Genomic DNA, 17,598 nt, shown 5'->3' with positions numbered 1-17,598 from the left:
CATAGGTTCCGGCTTGCTACGTAGACGAGCCGCGCGCCCCGTTTTTGAAGCGCTGACGCGCACGATCCGGAAGGTTATGCCCGCCGGATCGACACGGGTTCGCGCGCCGCTATCTGACCGCGAACAGCGTCGCATTCATGAGAAGCCTGAAGGCGAAGCCGAGCGACATCGCCGCGCTCACGCCGAAGCACCATAGCGCGATGAACCAGAGCCAGCCCGGCAGTTTGCGGCTGGGCGTCGCGGCAGTGGCGGTGGGAGCCGACGCACTGGCACCCCGCGTTTCAGTGATAGTGATGTTGGTCGCCATGGCGCACCTTGCCTCGAAAGACCCAGTAACCCATCGTCGTATAGGCGACGATGATCGGCAGGATCACCGCCGCGCCGGCCAGCGTGAACGTCTGGCTCGAGCGTGGCGCGGCGGCTTCCCATAGCGTGATGCTCGACGGAATCGCATACGGCCACAGACTCACGAGCAGCCCGAGATAGCCGAGCAGCACGAGCGCCAGCGCGAGCACGAACGGCGTGTTGTGATGGCGCGCGCGCACCGCGCGATGCATGAAAAACGCGCAGATCGCGACGAGGAACGGCACCGGCAGCAGACGGTAGAAGATCCCGTCATGGAACCAGCGTTGCGCGATGCCCGCATCCATCAGCGGTGTCCACAGGCTTACAAGCGCGATGAAGCCGAGCAGCACCAGCGTCAGCGGCCAGACCACGCGATGCAGCCGTCGCTGCAGATCGCCCTCGGTCTTCGCGACGAGCCAGCAGCAGCCGAGCAGCGCGTAGGTCGCGACGAGTCCGAGGCCCGTCAGCAGGCTGAACGGCGTGAGCCAGCCGAACGCGTCGCCGGCATAGGCGCCATCGGCGACCGGAATGCCTTGCAGGAACGCGCCGAGCACGATGCCCTGGAAGAACGCCGCGCCCGCCGAGCCGCCGATGAACGCGAGGTCCCACAGATGCCGCGTGCGACGCGACTTCGCGCGGATCTCGAACGACACGCCGCGAAAGATCAGGCACACGAGCATGAACACGAGCGGCAGATAGAGCGCCGACAGCACGGTCGAGTAGACGACCGGAAACACCGCGAACAGCGCGGCGCCGCCGAGCACGAGCCAGGTTTCGTTGCCGTCCCACACCGGCGCGACCGTGTTCATCATCAGGTCGCGTTCCTTTTCGTCGGGGAAGAACGGAAAGACGATGCCGATGCCGAGGTCGAAGCCGTCCAGCACCACGTACATGAAAAGGCCCAGCGCGATGATCGCGGCCCATACGACGGTTACGTCCATTTTTTCTTTCTCTCGAAGCGTAGGTTAGACGGCGTCGATCATCTGATCGGCGGCGGACAGCGGGCGGCGCGCGGTCTGCGCGGGCGTCGGCCGCGGCAGGCCGTGGGACATGTCGCTCGCCTTGCCGCCAGGCAGCGCGGGACCGGAGCGCATCAGCTTCAGCACGTAGTAGATGCCGGTGCCGAACACGAGGAAGTAGACGGCCACGAACGTCATCAGCGACAGACCGACCTGCTGCGTGGTCAGCGGCGACACCGCCTGCGACGTGCGCATCACGCCGTACACGACCCACGGTTGACGGCCCGCTTCGGTGGTGACCCAGCCGGCCAGCAGCGTGATGAAGCCGCTCGGCCCCATCGCGACGCACAGCCGCTGGAACCACTTCGCTTCGAACAGGCGCCCGCGCCGGCGCAGCACCCAGGCCGCGATCGACATCGCGATCATCAGCACGCCGAGGCCGGCCATGATGCGGAAGCTCCAGAACACGACGGTCGCGTCCGGCCGGTCCTGCGGCGGGAATTCCTTCAGGCCGCGGATTTCGCCGTCCCAGCTATGCGTGAGGATCAGGCTGCCGAGGTGCGGCACCGACACCGCGTAGCGCGTGGTCTCCGCCTTCATGTCGGGGATGCCGAACAGGTTCAGCGCGGTGCCGCCTTTTTCGGTATCCCACAAGCCTTCGATCGCCGCGATCTTCGCCGGCTGATACTTGCGCGTATTGAGGCCGTGCTGATCGCCGACGAATGCCTGGATCGGCGTGAGGATCAACAGCAGCCACAGCGCCATCGAGAACATCTTCTTGACGGCGGGATCGCGCCGGCCGCGCAGCAGATGCCACGCGCCGACCGCCGCGACCACCAGCCCCGCGACGATGAACGCCGCGAGCGCCATATGCGCGAGCCGGTAGGGGAACGACGGATTGAAGATGATCTTGAACCAGTCGAGCGGCACGACATGACCGTCGACGACCTCGAAGCCCTGCGGCGTCTGCATCCAGCTATTGGACGCGAGAATCCAGAAGGTCGAGATCAGCGTGCCGATCGCGACCATCAGCGTCGCGCCGAAGTGCGCCCGCGGACTCACGCGCTGCCAGCCGAACAGCATGATGCCGAGGAAGCCCGCTTCGAGAAAAAATGCGGTCATCACCTCGTACATCAGCAGCGGACCGGTGATCGGCCCGGCGAAACTCGAGAAGCCCGACCAGTTGGTGCCGAACTGATAGCTCATCACGACGCCGGAGACGACGCCCATGCCGAAGGCCACCGCGAAGATCTTCGACCAGAACAGACAAAGATCTTTGTAGTAGGCCTTGCCGGTTTTCAGCCAACGCCATTCGAGAACGGCGATGAAACTGGCGAGACCGATGCTGAGCGCGGGGAAAACGATGTGAAAAGAAACGGTGAACGCGAACTGAATGCGCGCGAGATCGAATGCCGATAGTGCGGAGTTCATGATCCTGTTGTGCGTGATGGCCGCGTGAGCAGACTTACGCGCGTCGACCGATGTCGGTGCGCACTGCGCTGGGCAGATGGCGCAAGAGTAGGGGATCGAAACAAAAAGTGTTGCGATGCGATGTGCGTCAAAAAACCGCCTTGTTTTATGCGAAATACGCTTATCGATGAGGCAAGCCGTTGTTGAATATCAAGTTTCTTTTGGCGGTTGATACGTGGCCGTGTGTGCCTCGTCGCGTGAGCTGCGTCAATCGACCGCGCTGCAGCAATGCGTTTCGCGCAGCCTTGCGCGGCAAGGTCGCGGGCGGTGTCTGTCGCCAGCCGACAATCGATCCATCCAAACCGACTTCGTCGGTGGGCGTGCTGGTCAGGCGATTTTTTTACTTCTACGATGCACGCTGCCGCGTGGCCGTTTCAGCGATTTCTCTTCAGTATTCGTTGCGCATTATCCGTTCGCCATTCGTTTGGCGTTGATGTTATTTCGCGGCGGAATTTCTCAATAGGTCATGACTCATAGCCGCATTCGCACAGCGTTCTGTCATGCGTCGCGTGCATGCTTCGTGAGCAGCTTGCGCTTCATCCACCTGCCGGCGACGGCAGACTTCATCGACAAGGAGTCAGCAGATGAGCACGATCAGGACGAAAGACGGTACCTCGATTTTCTACAAGGACTGGGGCCATGGCCGCCCGGTCGTGTTTTCGCACGGCTGGCCGCTGACCGCCGATGCATGGGATGCGCAGATGCTGTTTCTCGGCAGCAAGGGCTTTCGCGTGATCGCGCACGACCGGCGCGGTCACGGCCGCTCGGAGCAGCCGTGGGACGGCAACGAGATGGACACCTACGCCGACGATCTCGCCGCGCTGATCGAACATCTCGATCTGCAGGACGCGACGCTGGTCGGCCATTCGACAGGCGGTGGCGAAGTTGCGCATTACATCGGCCGGCATGGCACGGGGCGCGTCGCGAAGGCTGTGCTGATCGGCGCGGTGCCGCCGCTGATGCTGAAGACCGCCGATAATCCGCTCGGCCTGCCGATCGACGTGTTCGACGGCATCCGCAAGGGCGTCGCGGACGATCGCTCGCAGTTCTTCAAGGATCTGGCCGTGCCGTTCTACGGCTACAACCGGGAGGGCGCGAAGGTGTCGCAGGGCGTGATCGATTCATTCTGGCGCCAGGGCATGGCCGGTTCGATCAAGGGGCTATATGACTGCATCGAGCAGTTCTCCGAAGTCGACTACACCGAAGATCTGAAGAAGATCGACGTGCCGACCCTGGTGCTGCACGGCGACGACGACCAGATCGTGCCGATCGACGCAGCCGGCCGACGCACCGCGGAGATCGTCAAGAACGCAACGCTGAAGGTTTATCCGGGCGGCCAGCACGGCATGTGCACGGTGGAGGCCGACAAGGTCAATGCCGATCTGCTCGAATTCATCGGCGCCTGAGCGAACGTAACGATGTGATCTGTTGAGGGCGCGGGCGGCATACGGACTCCGCTCGCGTCGGACGCCACGCGCCCGCTGGCGTCGGGTAAATCCACTCCTGGAACAAAAATTCACTTAGGTTATACGATGTCGCACGAATGCGATGTTCCTATGCCTTTGTTTTTTAAAGAGGTACGAAACTGCCGCGCAATAATTTAAGGGTAAATGCGGAGTTGAAATCCGCTTGTGCATCGTTGATAGTACGTTATCGTACAACTTGAGTGTGTTATGCGACGCGCGCAGCGCGATTCGCCGGCCGCTCAGATCCTCTGTCTGTTCTCTGAAGACCTCGCGCGCGGCGCAGTAAAAGGAACCCCTATGAAGAAGATTGCCCTGAGTGGCGCCGGCGGCCAGCTCGGCTCCGTGGTACGTGCTGAATTCGTCGCGCGTGGCGTGCCGTTGCGCTCGGCCGCGGGCTCCAAAGTCCTGACGCCGCTCGTCGACGGCGAAGACGTGATGAACGGCGACCTGCGCGATCCGGCGGTGGTCGACCGTCTGCTGAACGGCGTGGACGTGCTGATCCATTTCGCCGGCACGAGCGTCGAGCGTCCGCTGCCCGAGATCATCGAGAACAACCTGCGCGGCCTCGTCGAAGTCTACGAAGGCGCGCGCCGCAACGGCGTGAAGCGCATCGTGTTCGCGAGCTCGAACCACGCGATCGGCATGTATCCGGTTACCGAGCATCTGAGCCTCGACTGCGAACTGCGCCCGGACGGCTTCTACGGCCTGTCGAAGGTGTGGGGCGAAGCGCTCGCGCGCATGTACTGGGACAAGCACGGCATCGAAAGCGTGTGCGTGCGGATCGGCAGCTGCCTCGAGCGTCCGACCGAGCAGCGCCATCTGAGCACCTGGTTCGGCCACAAGGACCTGATGCATTTCCTCGAGCGCTGCATCGAGGCGGAAGACGTCGGCTACCTGACCATCTGGGGCGTGTCGGCCAATACGCGCAGCTGGTGGGACAACAGCGGCGCCGCGCGCCTTGGCTACGAGCCGAAGCAGAACGCCGAGGACTACGCGCAAGACATCCTGTCGCGCCCGAATCCGCTCGATGAGCTGTGCCAGCGCTACCAGGGCGGTAGCTTCGTCGGCATCGACTATTCGCGCAAGGCTTGAGTCCCGTTCGGCTTGACGGGCAATGCATCACGAGGAGTAGCAGCAATGAAGATCAAGGGTATTCGCTGGTGGATGGTCGCGCTGGTCGCGGCCGGCTTGATCATCAACTACCTGGCGCGTAACACGTTGTCGGTTGCGGCTCCGACGATGATGAAGGAGCTGAACATCACGACCGAGCAGTATTCGCACGTGGTCGTGGCGTGGCAGCTCTGCTATGCGTTCATGCAGCCGGTCGCCGGTTTCGTGCTCGACACGATCGGCACCAAGGTCGGCTTCGCGGTGTTCGCGCTGGCGTGGTCGGTGGCTTGCGCGGCGGCGGCATGGGCGACGGGCTGGCGCAGCCTCGCAGTGTTCCGCGGTATCCTGGGTCTCGCCGAATCGGCCGGGATTCCGGCTGGCGTGAAGGCGACCAGCGAGTGGTTCCCGGCGAAAGAGCGTTCGGTTGCGATCGGCTGGTTCAACATTGGCTCGTCGATTGGCGCGGTGCTTGCGCCGCCGCTCGTCGTGTGGGCACTGTTTCACGGCCGCTGGCAACTCGCGTTCGTGATCGTCGGCGTGGCGGGTATCGTATGGAGCGTGCTGTGGATGACCATCTACAAGCATCCGCGCAACCAGAAGCTGCTGGCCAACGCGGAGCGCGAGTACATTCTGAGCGGCCAGGAAGCGAAGCATCACGATGACATCAACGCGCCGAAGCGCAACTGGCGCGCGATGCTGGCGAGCCGCGATTTCTGGGCGATCGGTATTCCGCGAATTCTGTCCGAGCCGGCCTGGCAAACGTTCAACGCGTGGATTCCGTTGTACATGATGACCGAGCGTCACATGAACCTGAAGGAAGTCGCGATGTTCGCGTGGATGCCGTTCCTCGCCGCCGACATCGGCTGCGTGCTCGGCGGTTATCTGAGCCCGCTGTTCCACAAGTACGCGAAGGTGTCGCTGTTCACGTCGCGCAAGATGGTGTTCGTGGTCGGTGCGCTGTTGATGATCGGGCCGGCGTGCGTCGGTCTCGTCGAGAGCCCGTACATGGCGGTGGCGCTGCTGTGCGTCGGCGGCTTCGCGCACCAGACGTTGTCGGGCGCACTGTACGCGATCACGTCGGACATGTTCGGCAAGCACGAGGTCGCGACCGCGACGGGCATGGGCGGCATGGCTGGATATCTGGGCGCCGCGGCGTTCACCGCGCTGTTCGGTGTGCTCGTCACGCAGATCGGCTATAGCCCGCTGTTCGTCGTGCTGGCGGTGTTCGATCTGATTGCCGCGGTCGTGGTCTGCCTGATGGCCAGGAGTTCGGAAAAGATGCCGGAGCCGAAGTGGGCGTCGGCCGGTGCGGTGACGGCGAAGTAATGTGAAGTGCGGTTGGCTTTAGTGGGCCGATGTGGTGAAAGAAGCGGCGCCCATGAGTGGGCGCCGTTTTTTTATTTGCGGGTTTGAGGCGGTCGACTGGATGCTGGTGTTGTGGCGCGAGCATCGCGACAAACTACTCGCTGAGAAGCCTCTTTAATTCGTCAAGAAATGAAGCCGTCGTGTAGCCCATAATTCCGGACCAAAATCCTGCCCATTGTTGTAGTTGCTTGCATTCGAAACGGGTCGTGTTTGCAATCGGCGTGTTCTCCTGGCAGGCTCGGATCGACAGCCCTTCTTGTCCGCTCTTTGACCCAGTTAGCTCGCGGAGACTGAGATCAGCGTTGCTTTGACCTTTTCCCAATCCCTAGCAACGGGCTCCATCGTCCATTGTCGCCATCTGCGCCGCAAGATGACCGGCAGGCGCGGGCGGTTGGATTGTTTCTCAAGGTGACTCAGGACGATGTCCCGCACCGCCTCAGGGCTCCACCCGCTCCATTCGCCGGCCACGAGGAAATTTGGCAGGAACGCCGGCGCCACCTCGTCGCGCAGGATGTCTTCCAACTCCTGCAGCCCAAAACCTGAACACCGCAGTCTTTCCGCGACGTACCGGCAGGCAATCTCATCGAATTCCGCATCAAGGAAGAGTTCGGAGAGCGCAACCCACACCGGAAGGCGGCGTTCGACTTCATCGGGCTTCAACATGGGCGTCTGCAGTGAACGTGCTTGAGCATCGCATTGCTAATGTGCTTGAGTGACTGCCAGCTTATCGGCGCATCGTCGTCTGATAGACAGTACCGAATACGATGTCACTGCCGAAGGCGAAAAGTATGCCCCCGATGAGCGCCACCGCGCCCACGCAGACAGGTGCCGTTGCTGTACACACGCCGGTGGCAACCGCACCGGTACTGACGGCCCATCCACCCCATGCACCGGCTGCTGCTATTGTGCCTTGGCGGGCAATCTCGCGCGGCTTGTTCTCTGCCTTGTAGACTTCATAGACCCCGACGGCGACGGACACCAGAAGGAGGCGGCGACCCACCGTGCCAAGCTTTCGGGCGAGCGTACTGGCCGAAGTCCGGTCGGTGCCGGCACTTTGGACGATGCGCAGCCAGACAGCAGATTGCTCGGTCTCGGATAAGGCTGAAACCGGACGTTTGAAGAGTGCCTGCGCGTTCTTTTCGGCCAAACTGGCCAGCGAGGGGCTGGTCCTCTTGAGGTTCGTCACATATGCCCTGATCGTCGGACTCGTGCGCATACGAGTCAATTCGAGGATTTGCTGACGCATGGCATGAGCTTGTTCTGCCGCTTCGGCAACACTGAGGCCCCCGCTTCTGACCCGCTGCTGGAAATTGCCACTCATGGCTTGAATATCACGCAGGTATTGCGCTCGAACACGTTCGTCTCTGATGCATGTGGCGGCAAATTGGCTGGCGGTTCCCTGTAGCGCCGCCAGGGCTTCGTCAAGGGGCTGTGGTTGTGTTGAAATCATCGTTGTCTCCCACAAGAACCCCGCCAAAATAACGTCGACCACAGGGACAGGAAATGGGCGATGGATGATTCTTGTGTCCAATTGATCCGATGAGGTGCGAGTTTTTGACTGCATATCGCTCGTGGTCATGCGCTAGCCACTGGCTAACGCACGGCAGCAGACGGCAATCCGAGGAGACACGGGGCCGGGAGTCCATCGCTAAACACGATAAAGGGGTCGCGTTAGGCGGCGAAAGGCTCTACGGCCCGGAAGAGGGAGAAGGGGGAGAAGGCATCACGCGCAAACTACGTACGATGCCCAAGAATGCAAAGTGCAATCGAGCCGGCCATCAGTCACTTGAAGACCGACGGACAACCCGATCGCAACTATTTCGAACCTACGTCAAATCACGCGCTCTTCTGACCGATCTCGTGATTCGCGAGCACTTCGAGCGCGCGCACCATCGCCGAGTGGTCCCACGCCTTGCCGCCGTGCGCGACGCACGCGTTGAACAGCGCCTGGCAGGTGGCGGTGTTCGGCAGCGACACGCCGAGCGCCTGCGCGGTCGACAGCGCGAGGTTCAGGTCCTTCTGGTGCAGTTCGATGCGGAAGCCCGGATCGAACGTGCGCCTGGTCATGCGCTCGCCGTGCACTTCGAGAATGCGCGACGATGCGAAGCCGCCCATCAGCGCCTCACGCACGCGCGCCGCATCGACACCCGCCTTCGACGCGAGCAGCAGCGCTTCGCCGACCGCCTCGATGGTCGCCGCGACGATCACCTGGTTGGCGACCTTGCACACCTGGCCCGCGCCGACCGCGCCGATCAGCGTGACGTTCTTGCCCATCATGTCGAACAGGGGCTTCACGCTGTCGAACGTGGCCTGTTCGCCCCCGACCATGATGGTCAGCGAGCCGGCCTTCGCGCCGACTTCGCCACCGGACACTGGCGCGTCGAGATAATCGGCACCGGATTCGCGCACGCGCGCCGCGAAATCGCGGGTCGCCATCGGCGAGATCGAGCTCATGTCGACGACCGTCTGGCCGGCGCGCAGCGCGCTCGCGAGGCCGTTCTCGCCGAACAGCACGCGTTCGACGTCCGGCGTGTCAGGCACCATGATGAAGATCACGTCCGCGTTGGCGGCGACCGCGGCGGGGTTCTCGCATGCGACGGCGCCGGCCTGCGTGAGCTCGGCGGGCACGCCGCTACGCGTAAAGGCGGCGAGCGACACGCCGTTTTTCAGAAGGTTGGCGGCCATGGGCTTGCCCATGATGCCGAGTCCGATAAAGCCTGCTGTTTGCATGGAATGCTCCGAAGATGTCGTGGCGGCCGCGTTCAAGCCTCACCCGCCGGTTTCTGCATGAAGTGTTTCTGTGCCACCTGCGCGGCGCCCTTGAGCAACCCGAGATCCGCGCAGACCGCGACGACGCGCGCGCCCATCGACAGATATCGTTCCGCGTCGGCCTGCACCGGCGCGAGAATGCCGCTCGACTTGCCGGCCGCCTGCGCGCGGGCGACCACATGCGCGATCGCCTGCTGCACGTCCGGATGGCTCGCATTGCCGAGGTGGCCATACGACGCCGCGAGGTCGGACGGACCGATGAAGACCGCGTCGATGCCGTCCACCGCGAGGATGCTGTCGATATTCTCGACCGCCTTGCGGCTTTCGATCTGCGCGATCACGCAGACATTGTCGTTGGCGATCGCGAAGTAGTCGGACACGGTGCCGTAGCGATTGCCGCGATGGCCGACCGATACGCCGCGAATGCCCTGCGGCGGATAGCGTGTCGACGCGACCGCGCGGGCGGCGTCGTCGGCGCTGTCGACGAAGGGCACGAGGAAGTTCGAGAAGCCGCAGTCGAGAAAACGTTTGATCACGACGCTGTCGTTGGCCGGTGGTCGGACGACCGGTGCGCTGCCGCTGTCCTTGAGCGCCATCAACTGCGGGATCAGCGTGAGCACGTCGTTGGGCGCGTGTTCGGCGTCCAGCAGCATCCAGTCGAAGCCGACCGTGCCCAGCAGTTCAGTGGCGATCGGGCTGGCGAGCGACGCCCAGCAGCCGATCTGGGTTTTTCCCTCGCGCACCGCGCGCCGGAAGCGGTTGGGCAAGGATTCGTAAGGCGTGACGGCGGGCATGCGGTGTCTCCTCGAACTGCGATGGATCGGGAAAAGCTGCGACAATGCTAAACCGCGAAATGCGAGTTATAAGTCGTCGTATGACTAGCTACAGATTAGCACCGCGCGGCCCGGTTGTAATGGGCGAGTATACCCGTATGCGCCTGTCAGACAAGCGTTTCGGGTTGCATAGGGCCCCCGCGATGTTGTAGGATGACCTATATCTTTAGCCTTCATTAAAGGAAAGTCAAAAATGCCTATTACCGGCGAAATGCTGATCGGTCGCAAAGCCGTGCGCGGCGAAGAAAAACCGCTGCGCGCGTTCAATCCTGCCACGGGTTCGGAGATTGCCGAGCCGGTGTTCGGCAGCGGCACCGTCGAGAACGTCGAGCAGGCCTGCACGCTCGCGCAACAGGCGTTCGACGCCTACCGTCAACTGCCGCTCGCAGTGCGCGCCGAGTTCCTGGACCGTATCGCTGACGGCATCACCGCGCTCGGCGACGAGCTGATCGAGCGCGCGCAGGCTGAATCGGGACTGCCGAAGGCGCGTCTGGAAGGCGAGCGCGGCCGCACCACCGGCCAGTTGAAGCTGTTCGCGCAGACCGTGCGCGCGGGCCAGTGGCTCAACGCTACGCTTGATTCGCCGCTGCCGGAGCGCAAGCCGCTGCCGCGCTCGGATCTGCGCATGCAGAAGATCGCGCTCGGTCCGGTCGCGGTGTTCGGCGCGAGCAACTTCCCGCTCGCGTTCTCGGTAGCGGGTGGCGACACTGCCGCGGCGCTGGCTGCTGGCTGCCCGGTCGTCGTGAAGGCGCATCGCGCTCACCTCGGCACGTCGGAGCTGGTCGGTCGCGTGATCCAGCGCGTCGCGCAGGAAATGGATCTGCCCGAAGGCGTGTTCTCGATGATCGTCGGCGCGGGTAACTCGGTCGGCGAGGCACTGGTTGCGCACCCGGCCATCAAGGCGGTCGGCTTCACCGGTTCGCGCGCGGGCGGCACTTCGCTGATGCGCGTCGCGGCGGCGCGTCCGGAGCCGATCCCGGTGTACGCGGAAATGAGCAGCATCAACCCGGTATTCCTGCTGCCCAACGCTCTTGCGGCACGCGGCAACGGCATCGCGCGCGGTTTCGTCGACTCGCTCGTGCTCGGCGCGGGCCAGTTCTGCACCAACCCGGGCCTCGCCATCGCGATCGACAGCGACGCGCTGAAGGGCTTCGTCGCGACGGCATCGGAAGCGCTCGCGGCGAAGCCGGCGCAGACCATGCTGACCTCGGGCATTCACGCCGCGTATGAGGAGGGCGAAGGCAAGCTGGCCGCGACGAAGGGCGTCGAAGTCGTGGCACGCGGCGTCGCCGCGACCGGCCCGACCCAGGCTTGCGCGGCGCTATTCGTGACCGACGCGCAGACGTTCCTCGCGAACCCGGCGCTCGAAGACGAAGTATTCGGCCCGGTGTCGACGATCATCCGCTGCAAGGACGAGCAGGAAATGCTGAAGGTCGCCGAACACTTCGCCGGCCAGCTGACCGCGACGCTGCAGATGGACAGCGCCGACGTGGCGGCTGCGAAGAAGCTGGTGCCGATTCTCGAGCGCAAGGCCGGCCGGATTCTGGTCAACGGCTTCCCGACCGGCGTCGAAGTGTGCCACGCGATGGTCCACGGCGGCCCGTTCCCGGCGACGTCGGATAGCCGAGCGACCTCGGTCGGCACCACGTCGATCGACCGCTTCCTGCGCCCGGTCTGCTACCAGGACTTCCCGGCCGAGTTGCTGCCGGAAACGCTGGCTGACGGCAATCCGCTCGAACTGTGGCGTCGTCGCGATGGCGAACTCACGCGCGGTTAATCGCGTGACGCCGTCCTGAACGGATGCGTGCCCGGGCCGGTCGGCCGGGCACGGATCGAAGGGAAGGGCGGACGCAATCGCAAGATAAAAAAATGGCCGGGAGATTCCCGGCCATTTTTTTCGCCCGCGCGCTTCGTGAGAATCAGCTGTTCGCTTCGCTCACTTCATTCGCGCGACGCAGCCGCTCGCGGCTATTCGACAGATGCATGCGCATCGCGGCGCGTGCGCCTTCGGCGTCGTGCCGGCTGATCGCCTCGAGGATGCTTTCATGCTCGAGGTTCACGAGCGACAGATACGCATCAGGATCGGCGCGCGCGATGCCGGCCGAGTCGAGCCGGTTGCGCGGAATCAGCGCGCTGCCCATTTGCGACAGGATGTCGACGAAATAGCGGTTGCCGGTTGCGCGTGCGACCGAGATGTGGAACTGCAGGTCGGCCTGCACGCTGTCGAGCCCGTTGTGGCGCGTGGCCTCGATCGCGTCGAGCGCCGCGCGCATGCGCGCGAGGTCGTCCGGTTTCGCGCGTTGCGCGGCGAGACCGGCGCATTCGGTTTCGAGGCTGATGCGCAGCTCCAGAATGCACAGCACGTCGCGCAGCGTGGTGGCGGGCACCATGTCGATGCCGAGCTTTTCGCGTTGCGGCTCGAGCACGAAGCTGCCGATGCCGTGCCGCGTCTCGATGACCTTGCCTGCCTGCAGGCGCGAGATCGCCTCGCGAATCACCGTGCGGCTCACGCTGAGTGTGCTCATCAGCTGCGATTCGGTGGGGAGTTTGTCGCCCGGCTTCAGCAAGTTGGCCGCGATCTGCTCGGTGACGTAGTTGACGACGAACTCGGCAAGATTGCGAGCGCGTCGTGGCGGTGCCGCGGATGCTAGTGGTGTAGCCATCGAAAACGCTCCTTGTTTGAAAGATCGCTGGGAATCGTGCATTTTTATTATATCGTCGTCTGACGACTGATTATAGAAGGCCGGATCGTTTCCGGCGCAAATGTCACGCATATCGGCGCAGGCCCGAAGTTTGGCGCCTCGGCGCGGATAGATCGCGCGAGGCGCCGGGTCGGTCGGCCGGAAGTACGATAACCGCGACGATAACCAAGCCTATAACGGGCTCACGCCGGGCGCAACTCGACCCGCCGGATGTCCTTGACGATCACCAGATAGCTGATCACGGTCAGCAGCGCGTTCGCGCCGACGAACACCAGCGCGCCATTGAACGAGCCCGTGCGCGCGACGAGATAACCGATCACGATCGGCGTCACGATGCCGGCGATGTTGCCGAACATGTTGAAGATCCCGCCGGACAAGCCGAGCGCTTCCTTCGGCGACGTATCGGCGACGACCGCCCAGCCGAGCGCGCCGATGCCCTTGCCGAAGAACGCGAGCGACATCAGCGCGACGACGACCCAGTCGGTCGACACGTAGTTGCAGCCGATGATGCAGGTCGACAGCAGCATGCCGCCGACGATCGGCACCTTTCGCGCGACGGTCAGCGAACAGCCGCGGCGGATCATTCCGTCCGACAGCACGCCGCCGAGCACCCCGCCGAGAAAGCCGCAGATCGCCGGCAGCGAGGCCACGAGGCCCGCATGCAGGATCGTCATGCCGCGCGCCTGCACGAGGTAGATCGGAAACCACGTCAGGAAGAAGTAGGTCAGCACGTTGATGCAGTACTGCGCGAGATAGACGCCGAGCAGCATGCGGTTGCTGAGCAACTGACGCACGAGCGTCCAGCCGCCAGCTTTCGAAACATCGTCCGGGTGCGTCTTGCGCGCACCGCTGACGAGGCCGCCGCCTTGCTCGATGTACTCGAGCTCGGCGCGCGACACGCGCGGATGGTCGGCGGGATTCTTCATGACCTTCAGCCACGTCAGCGCGAGCAGCAGCCCGGCCACGCCCAGTACGACGTAGACCATTTCCCACCCGAACGCGTGCGTGAGCCACGCCATCAGCGGCGTGAACACGACCGCGGCGAAGTATTGCGCGGCGTTGAAGATCGCCGACGCGGTGCCGCGCTCGTTGGTCGGGAACCAGCTCGCGACGACCTTCGCGTTCGCCGGGAACGCCGGCGACTCGGCCGCGCCCATCACGAAGCGCAGCGCAAACAGGCCGGTAATCGCCGCACCGGCGCTGCCGAGCAGGCCGACCGAGCTCTGCAGCAGCGTGAATAGCGACCACGAGAAGATGCTCGCCGCGTACACGCGGCGCGCGCCGAAACGGTCGAGCAGCCAGCCGGCCGGCAGTTGCGACAGCACGTAAGCCCAGCTGAATGCGGAAAAGATATAGCCCATGCGGATCGCGTCGAGGCTGAACGCGGTGCGCATTGCGGAACCGGTGACGGACAGCGTCGCGCGGTCGGCGTAGTTGAGGGTGGTGATCACAAAGATCAGCAGCAGGATCCCGTAGCGGACCTTGGTGCGTGCCGCGCTAGAAGCGGCGTCGGTGGAACTGGCCGAGCGGCTCAAGTCCATGGTCATCTCCTGTATTGTCGGGCGAGGTGTAGTCTGCACACCGGGTGGCCCGCAGACCACCTGCCTGTCGGGCAAACACACGAACGCCCGGCGACGTTGCTGTGCCGGGCGTTCGCCACGCGGCCGTCTAGGCGGCCCTCATCGATGAGGCTCGCGAGCTACTTCGCTCGAAGCCCTGACGCCGGTGCCTTACTGCGGTCCGAGCTTCTTGATCAGCGCGTCGAGCTGTTCCATTTCTTCCGGCGTCAGATCGGTCAGCGGTGCGCGCACCGGACCTGCGTCGTGGCCGACCAGCTTCGCGCCAGCCTTGACGATGCTGACCGCGTAGCCGGCACGGCGGTTGCGGATCTTCAGGTACGGCAGGAAGAATTCGTCGATCAGCTTGCCGACCGTCGCGTGGTCGTCAGCGGCGATCGCGCGATAGAAGTCCATCGCGGTCTTCGGAATGAAGTTGAACACCGCCGACGAGTACACCGGCACGCCCAGCGCCTTGTAGGCGGCAGCGTAGACTTCCGCGGTCGGCAGGCCGCCGAGGTACGAGAAGCGCTCGCCGAGGCGGCGGCGGATCGTCACCATGTTTTCGATCTCGCCCACGCCGTCCTTGAAGCCGATCAGGTTCGGGCAACGGTCTGCCAGACGTTCGAGCATGTCGGCGTTGAGCTTCGAGTTCGCGCGGTTGTAGATGATCATGCCCATGCCCGGAACAGCCTTGCAGACCTCTTCGGCGTGCTCGGCGATACCGTCCTGGCTTGCTTCGGTCAGGTAGTGCGGCATCAGCAGGATGCCGTGCGCGCCGAGGCGCTGCGCTTCCTTCGCGTAGGCGATCGCCACGCGGGTCGGGCCGCCGGCGCCGGCGAGGATCGGTACCTTGCCCTTGCAGACCTCGACCGCGGTCTTGACTACTTGCGTGTAGTCGTCTTGCGTCAGCGAGAAGAATTCGCCCGTGCCGCCGGCGACGAACAGCGCCGATGCGCCGTACGGAGCGAGCCATTCGAGACGCTCTGCGTAGGTGTCGGCGCGGAAGTCGCCTTTAGCGTCGAAGTCGGTGACGGGGAAGGACAGGAGGCCTTCCGAAACGATCTGCTTGAGTTCCTGCGGTGTCGTCATGATCAAAGTATCCAGGCGTCGGATTGGGTCGTTGTTGGTTCCAACCAGTACAACGGACGTCGTACTAGTAGAAAATCTTTGGAAATCAGATTTCTTATACGTCATCGTACAACAACAAATCCGGTAACTCAACGGGGTTTTCACGGCATAATTCACGCTATAGGGTAAATACGGAACATCCAGGCGAAACTTCACGTTGTAGGATGACGTATGATTTCTGGCGAAGCAGGCCTATCACGCCTCAAGGATCGATCAATGGAACAAACTCCGCTCTACATCCGCGTTCATCCCAATGACAATGTCGCGATCGTCGTCAACGACGGCGGTCTGGGCGAGGGCGCGGTATTTGCCGATGGCCTCAGGCTGCGCGAGCGTGTGCCGCAGGGCCACAAGGTCGCGGTGGCCGATCTCGCCGAGGGCGACGAGGTCATCCGCTATAACGTCGTGATCGGTTATGCGCTGAAGCCGCTGCCGAAGGGCAGCTGGATCAACGAACACGTGATCCGCATGCCGAGCCCGCCGGGACTCGAAGACCTGCCGATCGCCACCACCAAAGCGCCGGACATGCCGCCGCTCGAAGGCTATACGTTCGAGGGCTACCGTAACTCGGACGGCTCGGTGGGCACGCGCAACATCCTCGCGATCACGACCACCGTGCAGTGCGTCGCCGACGTCGTGCAACACGCGGTCACGCGCATCAAGGCCGAGCTGCTGCCGAAATATCCGAATGTCGACGATGTCGTCAGCCTCGGTCACACCTACGGCTGCGGCGTCGCGATCGACGCGCCCGACGCGATGGTGCCGATCCGCACCGTGCGCAACATCGCGCTGAACCCGAACTTCGGCGGCGAAGTGATGATGGTGAGCCTCGGTTGCGAGAAGCTGCAGCCCGAGCGTCTGATGCCGCCGGGAACGATTCCGATCGCGGCGGCGGCGGTCGTCGACGACGTCGCGGACATCGGTAATGTCGCGCTGGACCAGAACGGCGACGTCGTGGTGTTGCAGGACGAATCGCACATCGGCTTCCAGTCGATGATCACGTCGATCATGAGGATGGCCGAAGGGCATCTGAAGCGCCTGAACAACCGCCGTCGCGAAACCTGTCCGGCGTCGGATCTGGTGATCGGCGTGCAGTGCGGCGGTAGCGACGCGTTCTCGGGCCTGACCGCGAACCCGGCCGTCGGATTCGCAACGGACCTGCTGGTGCGCGCCGGCGCGACCGTGATGTTCTCGGAAGTCACCGAAGTGCGCGACGGCGTCGATCAACTGACCGCGCGCGCGGCCAATGCGGACGTCGCACAGGCGATCATCCGCGAGATGCAGTGGTACGACGATTACCTGAAGCGCGGCGGCGCGGACCGCAGCGCGAACACGACGCCCGGCAACAAAAAGGGCGGCCTCTCGAACATCGTCGAAAAGGCGATGGGCTCGATCATCAAGTCGGGCAACTCGGCGATCTCCGGCGTGCTGTCGCCGGGTGAGAAGGTCAATCAGAAGGGCCTGATCTACGCGGCCACGCCGGCCAGCGACTTCATCTGCGGCACGCTGCAGGTCGCCTCGGGCATCACGCTGCACGTGTTCACGACCGGCCGCGGCACGCCGTACAGCCTCGCCGAAGTACCGGTCATCAAGGTCGCGACGCGTTCGGACCTCGCGCGTCGCTGGCACGATCTGATGGATATCAACGCCGGCACGATCGCGACCGGCCAGTCCAGCATCGAGGAGGTGGGCTGGGAACTGTTCCGCCTGATGCTCGAAGTCGCGAGCGGCCGCAAGGAAACCTGCGCGGAGAAGCTCGGACTGCACAATGCGTTGACGCTGTTCAACCCGGCGCCGGTGACCTGAGCAGGCACCGTGCCCCGTCAATACTCAGGCGAGCGCCGGTCCAGCCGGCGCTCGCTTTTCCGTTCAGAAGACCCGATCGCAATCAC

General features: G+C 63.7%; 16 protein-coding genes. 6 read left to right on the top strand and 10 right to left on the bottom strand.

Annotated features, from left to right (window positions below; all coding sequences use genetic code 11):
* Positions 1 to 109: 109 nt before the first annotated feature.
* The 3 genes from OKW27_RS15630 to OKW27_RS15620 are packed head-to-tail and all read right to left on the bottom strand — an operon-like array spanning position 110 to position 2,735.
* Positions 110 to 307 carry a hypothetical protein gene (locus OKW27_RS15630; RefSeq protein ID WP_429334024.1) on the bottom strand — a complete coding sequence of 66 codons (198 nt, stop codon included), beginning with the start codon at positions 305 to 307 and terminating at the stop codon, positions 110 to 112.
* Complete coding sequence (cydB, locus tag OKW27_RS15625) at positions 282 to 1,286, bottom strand: cytochrome d ubiquinol oxidase subunit II (RefSeq protein ID WP_429334023.1); 1,005 nt, start codon at positions 1,284 to 1,286, stop codon at positions 282 to 284. The genes OKW27_RS15630 and cydB overlap by 26 nt, the downstream gene beginning before the upstream one ends.
* 24 nt (positions 1,287 to 1,310) lie before the next feature.
* On the bottom strand, positions 1,311 to 2,735 hold the full coding sequence (locus tag OKW27_RS15620) for a cytochrome ubiquinol oxidase subunit I (protein WP_429334022.1): 1,425 nt from the start codon (positions 2,733 to 2,735) through the stop codon (positions 1,311 to 1,313).
* 179 nt (positions 2,736 to 2,914) lie between these two features.
* Between OKW27_RS15620 and OKW27_RS15615 the strand changes: the two genes are divergently transcribed.
* The 4 genes from OKW27_RS15615 to OKW27_RS15600 all read left to right on the top strand — a co-directional run bounded on the left by OKW27_RS15615 (position 2,915) and on the right by OKW27_RS15600 (position 6,676).
* Entirely contained in the window at positions 2,915 to 3,208 is a 294-nt protein-coding gene (locus tag OKW27_RS15615; protein ID WP_429334021.1) for a hypothetical protein, read from the top strand.
* Positions 3,209 to 3,358: 150 nt separating this feature from the next.
* Positions 3,359 to 4,180 (top strand): alpha/beta fold hydrolase, encoded by an 822-nt coding sequence (locus OKW27_RS15610; RefSeq protein ID WP_018420811.1) that lies wholly within the window; start codon positions 3,359 to 3,361, stop codon positions 4,178 to 4,180.
* 357 nt (positions 4,181 to 4,537) lie between these two features.
* Positions 4,538 to 5,332: an NAD-dependent epimerase/dehydratase family protein gene (locus OKW27_RS15605; protein ID WP_429334020.1), complete on the top strand. Its 795-nt coding sequence runs from the start codon at positions 4,538 to 4,540 to the stop codon at positions 5,330 to 5,332.
* A gap of 45 nt (positions 5,333 to 5,377) precedes the next feature.
* Complete coding sequence (locus tag OKW27_RS15600; RefSeq protein ID WP_429334019.1) at positions 5,378 to 6,676, top strand: MFS transporter; 1,299 nt, start codon at positions 5,378 to 5,380, stop codon at positions 6,674 to 6,676.
* 315 nt (positions 6,677 to 6,991) lie between these two features.
* Here the strand turns inward: OKW27_RS15600 and OKW27_RS15595 are convergent, their stop codons facing one another.
* From OKW27_RS15595 to garL, 4 genes are all read right to left on the bottom strand, one after another.
* Positions 6,992 to 7,378, bottom strand: a complete 387-nt coding sequence (locus OKW27_RS15595) for a DUF7079 family protein (protein ID WP_090806099.1) — start codon at positions 7,376 to 7,378, stop codon at positions 6,992 to 6,994.
* Positions 7,379 to 7,439: 61 nt separating this feature from the next.
* The gene (locus OKW27_RS15590; RefSeq protein WP_143037194.1) at positions 7,440 to 8,294 is read right to left on the bottom strand and encodes a hypothetical protein; all 855 of its coding nucleotides are present in this window, start codon (positions 8,292 to 8,294) and stop codon (positions 7,440 to 7,442) included.
* Positions 8,295 to 8,551: 257 nt separating this feature from the next.
* Entirely contained in the window at positions 8,552 to 9,481 is a 930-nt protein-coding gene (locus tag OKW27_RS15585; RefSeq protein WP_260321425.1) for a 2-hydroxy-3-oxopropionate reductase, read from the bottom strand.
* The gene (gene garL, locus OKW27_RS15580) at positions 9,478 to 10,278 is read right to left on the bottom strand and encodes a 2-dehydro-3-deoxyglucarate aldolase (protein WP_429334018.1); all 801 of its coding nucleotides are present in this window, start codon (positions 10,276 to 10,278) and stop codon (positions 9,478 to 9,480) included. Before garL ends, OKW27_RS15585 begins: the two co-directional genes overlap by 4 nt.
* 232 nt (positions 10,279 to 10,510) lie before the next feature.
* Between garL and OKW27_RS15575 the strand changes: the two genes are divergently transcribed.
* A complete protein-coding gene (locus OKW27_RS15575) occupies positions 10,511 to 12,094 on the top strand; it encodes an aldehyde dehydrogenase (NADP(+)) (protein ID WP_429334017.1) in 1,584 nt (527 codons plus the stop codon).
* A gap of 142 nt (positions 12,095 to 12,236) precedes the next feature.
* Here the strand turns inward: OKW27_RS15575 and OKW27_RS15570 are convergent, their stop codons facing one another.
* From OKW27_RS15570 to kdgD, 3 genes are all read right to left on the bottom strand, one after another.
* Complete coding sequence (locus OKW27_RS15570; protein WP_429334016.1) at positions 12,237 to 12,980, bottom strand: FadR/GntR family transcriptional regulator; 744 nt, start codon at positions 12,978 to 12,980, stop codon at positions 12,237 to 12,239.
* A gap of 221 nt (positions 12,981 to 13,201) precedes the next feature.
* Positions 13,202 to 14,560, bottom strand: a complete 1,359-nt coding sequence (locus OKW27_RS15565) for an MFS transporter (RefSeq protein WP_429334015.1) — start codon at positions 14,558 to 14,560, stop codon at positions 13,202 to 13,204.
* Positions 14,561 to 14,749: 189 nt separating this feature from the next.
* Entirely contained in the window at positions 14,750 to 15,667 is a 918-nt protein-coding gene (gene kdgD / locus OKW27_RS15560) for a 5-dehydro-4-deoxyglucarate dehydratase (RefSeq protein ID WP_090806087.1), read from the bottom strand.
* 255 nt (positions 15,668 to 15,922) lie between these two features.
* Here kdgD and garD point away from each other — a divergent pair, with 255 nt between their 5' ends.
* Positions 15,923 to 17,512 carry a galactarate dehydratase gene (gene garD, locus OKW27_RS15555; RefSeq protein WP_429334014.1) on the top strand — a complete coding sequence of 530 codons (1,590 nt, stop codon included), beginning with the start codon at positions 15,923 to 15,925 and terminating at the stop codon, positions 17,510 to 17,512.
* Positions 17,513 to 17,598: the final 86 nt, after the last annotated feature.

The sequence above is a fragment of the Paraburkholderia sp. 35.1 genome (genome assembly GCF_050436525.1).
GTDB classification, from domain to species: domain Bacteria; phylum Pseudomonadota; class Gammaproteobacteria; order Burkholderiales; family Burkholderiaceae; genus Paraburkholderia; species Paraburkholderia tuberum.
The sequence above is the reverse complement of the archived record's forward strand: the minus strand, read 5'-3'. Positions and strand labels throughout refer to the sequence as shown.

Excerpts from the sequence above, each read along its gene's own strand:
- garL (WP_429334018.1), bottom strand. The coding sequence starts at position 10,278 with ATGCCCGCCGTCACGCCTTACGAATCCTTGCCCAACCGCTTCCGGCGC.
- OKW27_RS15605 (WP_429334020.1), top strand. The coding sequence starts at position 4,538 with ATGAAGAAGATTGCCCTGAGTGGCGCCGGCGGCCAGCTCGGCTCCGTG.
- garD (WP_429334014.1), top strand. The coding sequence starts at position 15,923 with ATGGAACAAACTCCGCTCTACATCCGCGTTCATCCCAATGACAATGTC.
- OKW27_RS15595 (WP_090806099.1), bottom strand. The coding sequence starts at position 7,378 with ATGTTGAAGCCCGATGAAGTCGAACGCCGCCTTCCGGTGTGGGTTGCG.
- OKW27_RS15570 (WP_429334016.1), bottom strand. The coding sequence starts at position 12,980 with ATGGCTACACCACTAGCATCCGCGGCACCGCCACGACGCGCTCGCAAT.
- OKW27_RS15630 (WP_429334024.1), bottom strand. The coding sequence starts at position 307 with ATGGCGACCAACATCACTATCACTGAAACGCGGGGTGCCAGTGCGTCG.
- OKW27_RS15600 (WP_429334019.1), top strand. The coding sequence starts at position 5,378 with ATGAAGATCAAGGGTATTCGCTGGTGGATGGTCGCGCTGGTCGCGGCC.
- OKW27_RS15575 (WP_429334017.1), top strand. The coding sequence starts at position 10,511 with ATGCCTATTACCGGCGAAATGCTGATCGGTCGCAAAGCCGTGCGCGGC.
- cydB (WP_429334023.1), bottom strand. The coding sequence starts at position 1,286 with ATGGACGTAACCGTCGTATGGGCCGCGATCATCGCGCTGGGCCTTTTC.
- kdgD (WP_090806087.1), bottom strand. The coding sequence starts at position 15,667 with ATGACGACACCGCAGGAACTCAAGCAGATCGTTTCGGAAGGCCTCCTG.
- OKW27_RS15565 (WP_429334015.1), bottom strand. The coding sequence starts at position 14,560 with ATGGACTTGAGCCGCTCGGCCAGTTCCACCGACGCCGCTTCTAGCGCG.
- OKW27_RS15610 (WP_018420811.1), top strand. The coding sequence starts at position 3,359 with ATGAGCACGATCAGGACGAAAGACGGTACCTCGATTTTCTACAAGGAC.
- OKW27_RS15590 (WP_143037194.1), bottom strand. The coding sequence starts at position 8,294 with ATGACCACGAGCGATATGCAGTCAAAAACTCGCACCTCATCGGATCAA.
- OKW27_RS15620 (WP_429334022.1), bottom strand. The coding sequence starts at position 2,735 with ATGAACTCCGCACTATCGGCATTCGATCTCGCGCGCATTCAGTTCGCG.